At 64.0% G+C, this 12,864-nt stretch carries 9 protein-coding genes, 1 tRNA gene and 2 pseudogenes; 6 read left to right on the top strand and 6 right to left on the bottom strand.

What is annotated here, in order from left to right; genetic code table 11:
• Nucleotides 1-130: 130 nt before the first annotated feature.
• Both ASG63_RS24595 and ASG63_RS18265 read right to left on the bottom strand, forming a co-directional pair.
• Nucleotides 131-364, bottom strand: a pseudogene (locus tag ASG63_RS24595) (IS21 family transposase); the annotation flags it as partial.
• A 167-nt stretch (nucleotides 365-531) separates the two neighbouring features.
• A tRNA-Gln gene (locus ASG63_RS18265) sits at nucleotides 532-606 on the bottom strand.
• A gap of 99 nt (nucleotides 607-705) precedes the next feature.
• Between ASG63_RS18265 and ASG63_RS18260 the strand changes: the two genes are divergently transcribed.
• The 3 genes from ASG63_RS18260 (at nucleotide 706) to ASG63_RS18250 (ending at nucleotide 4,212) form a co-directional block, all read left to right on the top strand.
• A complete protein-coding gene (locus ASG63_RS18260; protein WP_056219759.1) occupies nucleotides 706-1,458 on the top strand; it encodes an SDR family oxidoreductase in 753 nt (250 codons plus the stop codon).
• Between the two features lie 102 nt (nucleotides 1,459-1,560).
• On the top strand, nucleotides 1,561-3,180 hold the full coding sequence (locus ASG63_RS18255; RefSeq protein WP_056219756.1) for a peptide chain release factor 3: 1,620 nt from the start codon (nucleotides 1,561-1,563) through the stop codon (nucleotides 3,178-3,180).
• A gap of 240 nt (nucleotides 3,181-3,420) precedes the next feature.
• Complete coding sequence (locus tag ASG63_RS18250) at nucleotides 3,421-4,212, top strand: DUF2189 domain-containing protein (RefSeq protein WP_056219751.1); 792 nt, start codon at nucleotides 3,421-3,423, stop codon at nucleotides 4,210-4,212.
• A gap of 127 nt (nucleotides 4,213-4,339) precedes the next feature.
• Here ASG63_RS18250 and ASG63_RS18245 read toward each other — a convergent pair whose 3' ends face one another.
• The 3 genes from ASG63_RS18245 to ASG63_RS18235 form a co-directional block, all read right to left on the bottom strand.
• Nucleotides 4,340-6,067, bottom strand: coding sequence for an AAA family ATPase (locus ASG63_RS18245; protein WP_244479967.1), 1,728 nt, complete (start codon nucleotides 6,065-6,067; stop codon nucleotides 4,340-4,342).
• A gap of 13 nt (nucleotides 6,068-6,080) precedes the next feature.
• Nucleotides 6,081-6,524, bottom strand: a complete 444-nt coding sequence (locus ASG63_RS18240) for a hypothetical protein (RefSeq protein WP_156394245.1) — start codon at nucleotides 6,522-6,524, stop codon at nucleotides 6,081-6,083.
• A 163-nt stretch (nucleotides 6,525-6,687) separates the two neighbouring features.
• On the bottom strand, nucleotides 6,688-7,674 hold the full coding sequence (locus tag ASG63_RS18235) for a hypothetical protein (RefSeq protein WP_056219746.1): 987 nt from the start codon (nucleotides 7,672-7,674) through the stop codon (nucleotides 6,688-6,690).
• Nucleotides 7,675-8,310: 636 nt separating this feature from the next.
• Here ASG63_RS18235 and ASG63_RS18230 point away from each other — a divergent pair.
• From ASG63_RS18230 to tnpA, 3 genes and pseudogenes are all read left to right on the top strand, one after another.
• A pseudogene (locus ASG63_RS18230) lies at nucleotides 8,311-8,460 on the top strand (integrase core domain-containing protein); the annotation flags it as partial.
• A gap of 466 nt (nucleotides 8,461-8,926) precedes the next feature.
• The gene (gene fcl / locus ASG63_RS24590; RefSeq protein ID WP_082559387.1) at nucleotides 8,927-9,895 is read left to right on the top strand and encodes a GDP-L-fucose synthase; all 969 of its coding nucleotides are present in this window, start codon (nucleotides 8,927-8,929) and stop codon (nucleotides 9,893-9,895) included.
• 1,161 nt (nucleotides 9,896-11,056) lie between these two features.
• Nucleotides 11,057-11,452, top strand: coding sequence for an IS66-like element accessory protein TnpA (tnpA, locus tag ASG63_RS18225; RefSeq protein ID WP_056219741.1), 396 nt, complete (start codon nucleotides 11,057-11,059; stop codon nucleotides 11,450-11,452).
• Between the two features lie 269 nt (nucleotides 11,453-11,721).
• Here the strand turns inward: tnpA and ASG63_RS24585 are convergent.
• Nucleotides 11,722-12,677, bottom strand: a protein-coding gene (locus ASG63_RS24585; RefSeq protein ID WP_156394244.1) for an IS630 family transposase whose coding sequence is annotated in 2 segments (ribosomal slippage) — nucleotides 11,722-12,338 and nucleotides 12,338-12,677 — 957 coding nt in all. Because the reading frame shifts where the segments join, the coding sequence is not laid out codon by codon here.
• Nucleotides 12,678-12,864: the final 187 nt, after the last annotated feature.

Here is a 12,864-nt window from a genome sequence, read left to right as displayed (position 1 = left end):
GCTCGGTTATCTGAGCCCCGTGCAGTTCGAGGAGCAGCACGCCCGGCAGACGGTCAAAACCGCCGCCTGATCGTGCCCACCGTCAGGGGCCCACTCCAATCCAGGGTCAATGTTCAACGCTGTTTGACACTGTACGCCGTTGCTTGCGGGACTGGTTCGCCTCGGCCTTCAACCAGCCTGACAGTTTTGCGGCGAACGGGTCCAACCTGCTGGGCCGTTCCGGCGCTCGATACACCGGCTCCTGCGCGTCCGATCGCAGATATTTGCGAATGGTGTTGCGCGACAATCCTGTCCGTCGCGAAATCTCCCGGATCGGCATCCCTTCTCGAAATGCCCAGCGCCGGATGACGCTCAATAATGCCATGTCGATCACTCCATGACCCCCGACCAGCAAGCCAGGGGTGGGTTCAGACACGGATCACTTCTCGATGGAAACTTCGGGCTCCGCCGGGTCAACTCTCAGCGAAAATCAACACACCACCCAAGGATGGTTCCGCCTAACCTACGGGCTCAATAGGCGAAATTGGAAGATGGCTGGGGCGCCAGGATTCGAACCTGGGAATGGCGGTACCAAAAACCGCTGCCTTACCACTTGGCGACGCCCCATCGCGCTCGGCGGAGGTGTGTCTAGACGCAGTGTCAGGTGCTGGCAACAGGGGAAGGGGGCGCTTATGGCTCTTGGCGGCGCGGAGTGGGAAGCGGGACATGGGCAGGCGGATCGCGGTGGTGACGGGGGCGGGGTCGGGGATCGGGCGGAGCGTGGCCCTGGCGCTCGCCGCGGCGGGCTATGACCTTGCCCTGGCGGGGCGGCGCCTCGCGCCCCTCGAGGAGGTGGCCGGTCTGGCCAGGGCTGCGGGTGTTACAGCGGAAGCCCTGGTGACCGACGTGGCGGAAGCGGATTCGGTGGCGCGGCTGTTCGCCCGGGTGGGCGAGCGGTTCGGGCGGCTCGACCTGCTGTTCAACAATGCCGGGGTGTTCACGCCCGCGGCGGCGATCGACACGGTCGCCCTCGACGACTGGCAACGCTCGGTCGACGTGAACCTCACCGGTGCGTTCCTGTGCACGCAGGCAGCCTTCCGGATGATGAAGGCGCAGGATCCTCGGGGCGGGCGCATCATCAACAACGGCTCCATCGCCGCGCAGGCGCCGCGGCCGCATTCGGCGCCCTACGCGGCCACCAAGCATGCGATCACCGGCCTGACCAAGGCGACGGCCCTGGACGGACGCCCCTACGACATCGCCTGCGGGCAGATCGACGTCGGCAATGCCGAGACGGAGATGACGGCAGGGATCGCGAAGGGCGCCCGGCAGGCGGATGGCAGCATTCGCCCCGAGCCCGTGATGGATGCGCGGCACGTGGCCGACGCGGTGGTCTACATGGCGGGCCTGCCGCTCTCGGCCAACGTCCCGTTCCTCACCGTGATGGCCACCGCCATGCCCTATCTCGGACGCGGCTGAGTTTTGCGCATCGCGCGCGAAACGCCTACAGAACACCCCTTCGTCGCTTATCCGTCGCGAATGCAATGCCGCCCAGGGCGGACCCGGAAATTTTTGCCCGCCATGCTGATGCCGTCTGAGATCAAGCCGCCGGAGGCGAAGGCCGACCCCGTCGCCCGCCGCCGCACCTTCGCGATCATCTCGCACCCGGATGCCGGCAAGACCACGCTCACCGAGAAGCTGCTGCTGTTCGGCGGCGCGATCCAGCTCGCCGGCGAGGTCAAGGCCAAGCGCAACCGGGTCTCGACCCGCTCGGACTGGATGGGCATCGAGAAGGAGCGCGGCATCTCCGTCGTCACCTCGGTGATGACCTTCGAATACGGCGACTGCGTCTTTAACCTCCTCGACACCCCCGGCCACGAGGACTTCTCCGAGGACACCTACCGCACCCTGACGGCCGTCGATTCGGCCGTGATGGTGATCGATGCCGCCAAGGGCATCGAGGCGCGGACCCGCAAGCTGTTCGAGGTCTGCCGCCTGCGCGACATCCCCATCGTCACCTTCATCAACAAGCTCGACCGCGAAGCGCGCGATCCCTTCGAGCTCCTCGACGAGATCGAGAAGGTGCTGGCCCTCGACGTGGCGCCGGTGACCTGGCCGATCGGACGCGGCCGGAGCTTTGCCGGCACCTACGATCTCGGAAACGGCCGGGTGCGCCGCCTCGATGCGGCGGACGATGCCGGCACCGTGGCGGTGACAGGCGTGGCGGATCCGCTCTTCGACCAGCTGCTGACCGAGGACGGCGAGGCGGCGACCTGGCGCGAGGAGGCCGAGCTCGCCGAGACTGGGCTGAAGCGCTTCGACCTCGCGGCGTTCCGCGAGGGCCACTTGACGCCGGTGTTCTTCGGCTCGGCCCTGCGCAATTTCGGGGTGCGCGACCTGATCGACGGACTTGCCCGCTTCGCACCGCCACCGCGCGGCCAGGATGCCGACAAGCGCCTCGTGGAGCCCACCGAACCGAAGATGACGGGCTTCGTGTTCAAGATCCAGGCGAACATGGATCCGAACCACCGCGATCGCATCGCCTTCATGCGGGTCTGCTCGGGGCGCCTGAACCGGGGCATGAAGGCCAAGCTGGTGCGCACCGGCAAGCCGATGTCGCTCTCGGCCCCCCAATTCTTCTTCGCCCAGGACCGGGCCATCGCCGACGAGGCCTTCGCCGGCGACGTCGTCGGCATCCCGAACCACGGCACCCTGCGCATCGGGGACACCCTGACGGAGGGCGAGGAGATCGTCTTCCGCGGCGTGCCGAGCTTCGCACCCGAGATCCTGCGCCGGATCAAGCTCACCGACGCCATGAAGGCCAAGAAGCTGAAGGAGGCGCTGCAGCAGATGGGCGAGGAAGGCGTCGTGCAGGTCTTCCGCCCGCATGACGGCTCCCAGGCTATCGTCGGCGTCGTGGGCGCCCTGCAGCTCGACGTGCTGAAGGAGCGTCTCCAGGCGGAGTACGGCCTGCCGATCGACTACGAGCCGACCCGGTTCTCGATCTGCCGCTGGATCACCGCCGAGAAGGAGACCGAACTCGACAAGTTCATCGGCAGCCACGGCTCCGCCATGGCGAGCGACCTCGATGGGGCCCCGGTCTTCATGGCCACGACGGCCTTCTCCCTGCGCTACGAGGAGGAGCGCGCCCCGGAGGTCCGCTTCAGCGACATCAAGGACTATCAGAAGCGCGCGGCCTGACACAGGCCGCCCAGCGCCAAGCTTTCGCGCCTCGGCAGACAGTATCCGAAAATCTTCGCTCGCATATCCGCACGGCTGAAGACAAGACCGCCGAAAGGGATTAGCGTCGAGGGTAGTCGCTCTCGGCGCAAGCACGCACGGGCATGCGCGGCGGGATTGGGTCCGGAAGGACTTTTGTCTTGCCGAGACGGGCTCGGACGCCGACGTCGTGGGCATCCTCCCTACGTGAGGGCTTGAGCCATGACGACCCTTCCGGTTCACGATCTCGGCCACAGCATGGCCCGCCCGGTGGTGAATGCCATCGACGGGCACGACCTCTCGATGGCGCTGCGCCGCGGCGTCGACGATTTCCTGGCGATGCCGACCCACGCCCTCTTCATCGGGCTGATCTATCCCCTCGTCGGCATCGTGCTGGCCACCGCCGCCTTCGGCACCGAGGTGCTGCCCCTGGTCTTTCCCCTGGCGGCGGGCTTTGCCCTGATCGGCCCGTTCGCGGCGATCGGCCTCTACGAACTGAGCCGCCGCCGCGAGCAGGGCCTGTCGACCGACTGGGCCTACGCCTTCGCCAACCTGACCCGGCCGGCAGCGGGCGCCCTCGCCGGGCTTGGATTGCTGCTCGCGGTGGTCTTCGCCTGCTGGCTTGTGGCGGCACAGGGGATCTACTGGGCGCTCTACGGAACGAGCGTGCCGGATTCGATCTTTGCCTTCGCCCAGGACGTGCTCACCACCCCGCGGGGCTGGGCCCTGATCGTCATCGGCAATCTCGTGGGCTTCGCCTTCTCCCTCGTGGTCCTCGCGCTCAGCGTGGTCTCTGTGCCGATGCTCGTGGACCGGGACGTGGACATGCTGACCGCGATCGAAACCTCGCTCGCCGCCTTCCGGCGCAATCCGCGAACCCTGACGGCCTGGGGATTCGTCGTGGCCGGCCTGCTCATCCTCGGGTCGCTGCCGCTCTTCGTCGGCCTCGCGGTCGTGATGCCGATCCTCGGTCACGCGACCTGGCACCTCTACAGGCGGGTCATCCCCGCCTAAGAGCATCTCTAGATCGCCTAGCACATCAACCTTGGCAAGAATAATCCGGGCCGCCGTTGCAGGTGAAGTTTGGCCGAACCCTTTCCGCTGCTCGGTCTTGGCAGCAGGGGACGGGTTAGACCTTGGATCAGTGCCGCAGACCGACGGTCTCACGTGCGGCGACCACCGTCTCTACGAGTCGGATTAGGCGGCGGATCGAGCCGCCCAGCCATGCTCGACGGATTAGGTCCCTCTCCTCGCCATCGAGCATGGCCAGGAAGCGCGGATCCAGTCCCCGGCGCGCGGCGATGCCCAGAAGTACAGGCGGCAACAGAGCCTCGAGGTCAGCGGCGGTCGGGCCCGGCATCTCGATCACACGGAATCGGTCGAGCAACGGTCCCGGCAGAAAGCTGGTGCTGTTGGCCGTGGCGAGCCAGTTCACATGGCTGAGGTTCACCGCGGTTTGGAACGCAGGATCCGGATAGGCGGCGGCCGTTTCGGGCTCCAACAGTGGCAGGAGGCTGTCCCAGAGCCGCCCGTAGTCGCGGCGTGTCGAAGCTTTCTCGAGTTCATCGACCAGAATAAGCGGATTGGCGATGCCGAAGCGCGCGATCGCCATCGCCGGATGCGCGGGCTCGGCGGTGGCCCAGCGCCGGTCCAGACCGCCAATCGCCGCCCCGCTGTCGTGGGTCGCATCGACTCGCCAGAGCCCGACGCCGAGATGATGAGCCACGCGCGCGACCAGCCGGCTCTTGCCGGTGCCGGGAGGCCCAACGAGCAGGGTCGGACGGAACAGGAGGTGAGAGCGGCCGACCAGATCGGTGAGCAAGCGATCGATGGTCTCAACCGCATAGGGAAACTCGAACTGCAAGACAGAGCGCAGCGCCCGCAGGTCCGGCACCGGCGCGAGCGGGACGAGGCGGCCGATGATGGCTTCGTATCCCTTGGTTAGGCTGCGACCGCGGTCGGTCCCCGTTTCCTGAACATCCGCCACAACGAGGACCTGGCCCGCGGGGATCGCGGCAGTTTCGGACAGGGTCGGCACGACCTCGCGCGAGGCGCTCAGGGCCCGCGACGTCTCACGGTGATCGGCCACGGATTTGGCCAAAGCCGCCTCGGCTTCGCGGCGACGCCGGCGCTCCCGCTCGCCCGCCTGATCCGCCAGCGGCTGGGTCAGGCGCTCGCCAAATAAGGGCAGCGCACGCACCAGCAGGCTGCAGGTCAGCGCCTCGCTGGTCGCGCCGCGGCTGAGAATGGCTGCGGCGGCGACCACGGACGCGGCGGCCGCACGCAAGGCCAGGAGCGCTCCCTCGAGCGCCCCGGTCCAGGCCTCGAAAAGCACCGCTTCCGCGTCCTGCTCGTGGATGTCGCGCTCCGCGTCCGCGACGCCGCGAGCCGCTCGTCCCAGACCGATCCTCGTCTGCGCCTCGGCCATCGCCGAGAGCTGGAGGGAAAGCTCCGGCAGGGTTTCAGCCTCGAGCCAGAGCGGCAAGGCGAGCCGCGCCGCCGCGGCCGCATCGGCGCCGCCGCACGAGGTTAAGGTAACAAGATCGGCGAGCGCTCGTGCTGCGGAAAGATCGGCCGCGGCGGCATGCCAGTCGAGGAGGGACATCAAGGCGTTCCGGGCCGCGATGAAGTCCGGATCGCACCAGGGATCGGCTCCGGCAGCTATGGCGGAGGCGCTCCAGGTCGCGGCCAGGGCAGCCGCCTCGGGCACGAGGGATGTGATCTCGCTGCTCAGCGCCTCACGCGCGGCCGAGATCCGCAGGTCGCCATCCAGGCAGAAGCGCAGGCGGCGCGGAAGCGCGGCCAGGATGAGCCGCCGGGCGGCCGCGGCGTCGATGCGCGGCAGGGGGGCGGTCGAGGAGAATGCCATGGTGCGGTCCTCCTCAGCGGCCGGGTGCGGTGATCGACGAGGAGCCCTCATGCCCCCTGCGGCACCAGCGATGGGCGAGACGCAGGGCGTCGAGATCAGCTCGGCGCTGGGCGCGACGACCCAGGGCATGCACGAGGAGATCACGGCGGGCCGGATCCCCGAGGACGGCACAGAGCAACACCGGCGAGAGCGCCCGGTCGAGGCAGCCGGGATAGGCCAGGCTTGCCGCCAGGACCGGGATTGCGACACCGATCGCGGCGGTCGCATCGGCCTGGATTGCCGCCTCCCAGCCGGGGAGCGGCAGGGCGGGCGCCCCGCGGAGCTCGGCGCGCAGGCGCTTCTGCGCGGGAGGATCGAGGGCTTCGGGCGGGAGGGTCCGCCACCAGGTCAGGGGCACGCCGGGCAGGGGGCACACGGACGACGCGGCCGGCGGGTGGGCGACAGGATCAGAGCTCATGCGGGCAGACCTCGAGAGGGCATTGGCGCCGGCGCGGCGCAGCGATGCGAACGGGCAGGGTTGGAAGGAGGGAGGAAGGCGCAGTGCAAGGAGAGAGGAAGACGAGCGCGCGCCGAAGATGACGGCGGGCTGCAGCCGATCCTCGGCTGCAGCCCGTTCGCGATCAGGGCATCGGCTTCCAGCTCGCGGCGTGGACGTGGGAGCCGGTGACGAACTTTGCCGCCGAGGAGAGCGAAGACACGTTGATGTCGCGGGTCAGGCGCCAACGATCGGTGTTGGGGATCTCGACCACGATGTCGGAGGCAAACAGCCGCTCGCGATCGAGCTGGATGCCCTGGGGCATGGTCGCGTATCCGCTGCGGCGGATCTCAGAGCCGGCCCGGATCGTGACATTGCCGTCGATGGCCACGGCATGAGCCCAGACATCGCGGTGCACGAGGTAGAGCCGGCGCGGCTCGATCGGCCCGGCCAGGGTGGCGCCCTCGTGCAAGCCCGTCATTCGCTCGGTGAACGCGCTCGAACCAGCCGCCTCCTTGTCTCGCCCGCTCGTGGGGTCCCCACCGACAGGGCCGGCGAGGCGTTCGATCTCGCGCAGTTCGGTGGCCTCCGGCCGGATCGGCTCGAACAGGCGGCAGCCCAGGGCCACCAGCCCGTGGCGGGCATCGTCGAGCAGGCGCTCGAGGCGAGTCCAGGTCGCGGCATCGAGGTCAGGGCGGCTCGGACGCGCGCCGCGCAGGATGTGTGCTCGCCCGGTGCGCTCGATCCGCGCATCAATGAGCCATTGCAGGCCCACGACATGGCCCTTGCCGAACAGCGGATCGCGGCTGGTCAGGACGAAGACGCTGGAGACAAAGGCCTTCGACGGATCGCGGGCGTGACACCCCAGGCGCTGACCGAGGTTGATCGTCTCACCATTGTAAATGGCCCAACTCGTGCCCTCGAGCTCGACCGAGCCGGCAAGGATGTAGGCAGCGATACGTAAGCTTCCGGCTCCGGCCACGAGGGCGTCGCGGCGGGGCCAGGGGGCGGCGAGCACGACGGCGGATGATCCGGGGTTGGTGACCATGCGGACACCGAGAGGATCGCCGTCGAGGTGTTCGACGATGCAGGTGGTGTGCACGGCGGACGGGTTGGTGAGAAAGAAGGACAAGAGGGTCGTCTCCAGGAAAGCAGACGCGCGGACGCACACGGCCGTAAGAACAGCGGCGCGTTGTGCGGTGGGGCCCGGGCGCGAAGGCGCGCCAGTCGGGCAGCCCATGAGGCGTCGATGAAGAGGGGCGAGGGGGCTTTGCGGGCGAATCGCATCGCGCGATGCGTCGGCCACGCGATCACACACGCACGCGACGATACGCTCCCGCGTGCGCGGGCCGCATCTAGGCGGGCGTGGGGCTCTCGGACTTCAGGTCTGGAGAGGCGACCGGTCCAGATCGGCAGCAAGATCGAACTTCTGCTGCGGGGACGGTTTCGCGAACGGCGTAACGCCGCTAAAGGGGCTCGTAGCCATGGTGGTATCCTTACTCGATACGACGGTGGTCAGGCCGCTGCTCGGTGCGTCAACACCGGTGGCGGCCGCTCGTCAAAGCGGACGCCACGTGCATAGGCTGCCCGGCTTCAACCTGGTGCAATGCGGGGATCCTGGAAAGCCCTCTGCTGCGCTTTCCCTCGGATGCCGATGCCTCTTTCCGGATCATGGTTAACCGGGAGCCAGGCCGAGCCAAATGCCGGGACCAAACATCTAGTGGCTCCAGCCAATAGCGGGAACGGGGCATTGGCAGAGATCATGCCGGATAAGGCGCTGGTCGAGTCGTTCAACGGCCGCCTGCGCGACGAGTGCCTGAACGCGAACTGGTTCTTGTCGTTGGCCGACGCGAAGAGCAAGATCAAGACGTGGCGGCGGCATTACAACGAGAGCCATCCTCTCGCAGCCCTAGGGTGACTGACGCCCCGAGCCTTCGCCAACTAAGCTGTCACAGCTCGAGAACTTGTATAGGACGTGGACTGCAAATGGGACCAGCTCCAGACCGACGATGCACTAACTTCGAGCCTGCGCTATTGGAGGAAGGCAGGCCAATACCATGCTTCTTTCCAAAGGAGGCGTAGCGTTGGCATACCGATTACGGACAATGTAAGAACTAATAGCTTGAATCAGTCATAGAGCAATAGCTCTTTAAAGAGTATTAGTTTTGAATCTATTCAACAAACTAGCTCATCTGAGATATGAATTCGATATTCGGAAATAGCAATAAACCTCTCTTATTCATTCGCTAAACAGAAGAAATGACCATCAAATAATACTAGGATTGGTATGATTTATAAGACTTAAATTGCCTCAGTTGACACGCAGAATCGAAATATTTATGTAAGCCTATTCCTAAATTTAGGGTTTGGCCACAATGGAACGAATGGAATCGAAGAAAATATTTGTTGCTGGCCATAAAGGAATGGTCGGGTCTGCAATCTTGCGAGATTTAAAAAAGCGTGGCTATAAAAATATACTCACGGCCGATAGGCAAGATCTTAACTTGCTTGATCAGAGAGCTGTACAGAAGTTTTTCAATGATCATCAGATCGACATGGTATATCTTGCTGCTGCGAAGGTTGGCGGCATTCACGCGAACACCATCTATCCAGCTGAATTTATACATGAGAACTTGTTAATCCAATCAAACCTTATTCATGCTGCCCACGTGTCGGATATCGACCGGTTGCTGTTTCTTGGATCCTCATGCATTTATCCAAAATTGGCTCAGCAGCCTATGCGCGAGGACGCGCTGCTGACGGGTCTACTCGAGCCAACCAATGAGCCCTACGCAATTGCAAAAATTGCTGGAATCAAGATGTGTGAGAGCTACAATCGTCAGTATGGACGGCGATACCGTAGCGTCATGCCTACCAATTTGTATGGACCGAATGATAACTTCCACCTGGAGAATGCGCACGTTTTACCGGCTTTGATGCGTCGGTTGCATGAGGCGAAGGTTAACGATGTGCCATCAGTCACGGTTTGGGGAACGGGACGCGCGATGCGTGAATTCCTTCACGTCGATGATATGGCACGTGCCAGCGTGTTTGTGATGGAATTAGACGATGAAACTTACGCTGCTAATACCCGACCAGACCTTTCGCATATAAACGTTGGCACTGGGAAAGACTGTACGATACGAGAGCTTGCGGAGTCGCTAGTAAATGTGATTGGTTATGAAGGAAGGTTGGAATTTGACGCGACTAAACCTGATGGTACTCCTCGTAAATTGATGGATGTATCCCGTATAAGTGGGATGGGGTGGCAGCCAGAAATTGAACTTGAGGTTGGGCTCCGTCAGACATACCGATGGTTCCTAGAAAATTATACTGGTTTACGCGGGTCATAAATCAATTAGATAGCGCTTGTCCAATGATTCGGTCTCTTGGGATGAGTGACGCAGCAGAGGCTTGTCACTGATCGCAAAATCCTATTCTCTCCTGCGTGACCAAGGAAAGCGTACTCCTTCAGGCTCACGGCCAAGTATCTTAGATTTATCGGCGTGCCTGAGATCCTTTTCGCTTGAAGGAGGCGACGACAGAGTTTCGATTGGCAGAAGGTAGTTTACAAAGATTGCTACGTATCTGCCGATGGACGTTCGGCGTAAGAAGAGTGTTGACGTTCACGGCGTGACTCGCGCTAGCCTTTACGTCTTCGAGTTCTGTGCCTCTAGGCTGGTTCCTAAAGCGTCGTTTGTGACCCGACGAGGACCTTCTACAATCCTATTGTGCGCGGTGCTGCCGCGGAGGCTGAGAGGGCAGGTTTGAGGGCTCAGCCGAGATAGATAGGCTGCCCTCTCCATAGCAGCTTAATTCCTGGGCATAGCGGTACAACGCTGTGCCCTTGATTGAAAGTTAGGCAATAAAGCTGACTTGACTTTTAACTTATCGCTTCGGTCAAGCGTAAGTAGGGTGTTCCGGCTCGGTGAGTTTCGAATCGGAGGAGCAAAGCCGTGAGATGACAATTATGCTGGTGGTGTGTCACTTGTCGAGGCGTGGCTGATGCTCATCGAGTTTTGTCGGTTGTCAAGCGGTGCTCCAGCCGGCGATGAGCACAAATTTCCTGATGTGCCCAAGGTCAACACGTCGTTTCGAGTCATTTAGGTAGTGGTCTCGCCGCCCGGCATTGTTGCATGATTGCGTAAAGGGTTCCCGATATTTCGCGGCAAGCGTTGGACGATTTAAAGATCTACTCACGTCATCCAGGCTCGTTGGATCAGCGTCAGCGCAGACGATTGCTCAACACCTGAAGGGGTGGCAGTGGCTCCCTATTACGTTCTGGAGCTTCCCGACGGCGTGCATATGTTCGCAACGGATGAGGGCGATCGCGTCATCCTGGTCCGGCAGTATCGACATGGACTTCAGGATATCAGCCTTGAGCTTCCTGGAGGCATGATGGATCCCTCAGATACTGACGCTGTGGCAGTTGAAGCGTACGCGTGCGGCGAGGGCCGCGTTGTGTGATGGTCGGGTGGGGTTGAGGTCATAGGAGTAATCCTAGGACCTTGAGCATGACGCGGGCGAGCATCGAACTGGTGAGGGCGGAGCGGCGGCGGTGCTGGACGCGGTCGGAGAAGGAGCGGCTGGTGGCCGCCTCGTTCGAGCCGGGTGTGTCGGCCTCGGAGGTTGCCCGCGCGGCCGGCATTCACGTGAGCCAGTTGTTCCGTTGGCGCAACCTGCTCTGCGAGCGTGTCGTGTCGCCGGCTCCGGTCCCGGCGCTCGTGCCGGTCGCCGTCGTGCCCCCACCACGCCCGACGTCGGTGGAAGCCGAACCGCAGCCGACCCGGCCCCGCCGCTCCGGCGGGCACATCGAGATCAGTCTGGGCGGCGGCCGGCGCGTGCGGGTCGGCTCCGACGTCGATGCCGCGGCGCTGCGTCGGGTGCTCGATGCCCTGGAGGGGCGATGATCCCGCTGCCGGCCAACGTGCGGGTCTGGTTGGCGACCGGCCACACCGACATGCGCAAGGGCTTTTCTAGAGCTGCATCCGATCAGGTTGGATCAAAGGCATCGTAGCCTGCGGCCATCAGGTAGTTGCGGCATTCGACTGGTGTGAAGCGCTCGAAGGCTTGCTTGAGGGTATCACAGAGGTCCGCGACCGTGCGCATGCTGGCGACCGGGCTCTGGCCGGGGGCCGCNTTCGTAGCGGCAATCACCGCCTATTATAGCTGCATCCGATCAGGTTGGATCAAAGGCATCGTAGCCTGCGGCCATCAGGTAGTTGCGGCATTCGACTGGTGTGAAGCGCTCGAAGGCTTGCTTGAGGGTATCACAGAGGTCCGCGACCGTGCGAGCGGCCTGGGCACGCAAGCAGGCCTTGAGCTTGGCGAAGGCGAGTTCGATCGGATTGAAGTCGGGCGAGTAGGCCGGGAGGTAAAGCAGCCGGACCCCGACCGCCTCAATGCGCTCGCGGATGCCGCTGACCTTGTGGGCGGGCAGGTTGTCGAGCACGACCGTGTCACCCGGGTTCAAGGCCGGCACCAGGGTCTCTTCGACATAGCGGCGGAAGCGGACCCCAGTCATGGGGCCGTCGAAAAGTGCGGTCGCCGTAAGGCCGCTGGCCCGCAGCCCCGCCGTGACCGTGATGGTCTTCCAGTGCCCGAACGGTACGGCCACCCGGCAGCGTTCACCACGCGGAGCCCGCCCGTAGCGACGCGCCATTTTCGTGTTGGTCGCGGTCTCGTCGAGGAATACGAGCCTGTCCGGATCGAGGTCGGGCTGGCCCTCGAACCAGGCCAGGCGCGCCGCCTTCACGTCCTCCCGATCCTGCTCGGCGGCGTGGCCGGTGTTTTTTTACGCGTGATGCCGTGGCGCTTGAAGAAGCGGGATAGGCTGCTCGCCCCGACCAGTAGGCCATGTTCGGCCAGTCGGGTGCGCAACGCGCGCAGGAACAGTTCGGGCTTGGCCTCATAGGTCTGACGGATCAGGTCGGCCTGGGCCTCGATGGCGTGCGAACGCTGATCGCCGCCCATCGGCTTGGCCCGTGTGCGGCCTTCCCGCACGATGGCCTCGTGCCAACGCACGGCACTGGCAGGACTGACCTCGAAGCGTCGGGCGGCCTCCCGGCGTGAGGCGCCTGCCTCGATCGCCACCACGACGCGTTCACGCAGATCGGCTGACAGGGCTGAGGGCATCCGGCTCTCCTCCTGGAAAGCCGGGCATCGAATCACATCTGCGCCGCTCTCAAAACCCTAATCGATTCAATCCGATCGGACACCGCTCTAGGTAATTACCCAGGCCCGTAATGGCGGGGTTTAAGCGCCGACGGTCTTGAGGATGGTGCCGAAGGGCGTGGCACCGGTCAGGCGTGCGGTATCGACG

This window comes from Methylobacterium sp. Leaf94 (assembly GCF_001426045.1).
Classification (GTDB): domain Bacteria; phylum Pseudomonadota; class Alphaproteobacteria; order Rhizobiales; family Beijerinckiaceae; genus Methylobacterium.
Note: the sequence above shows the minus strand (reverse complement) of the source record. Positions and strands in the feature narration are given on the sequence as shown.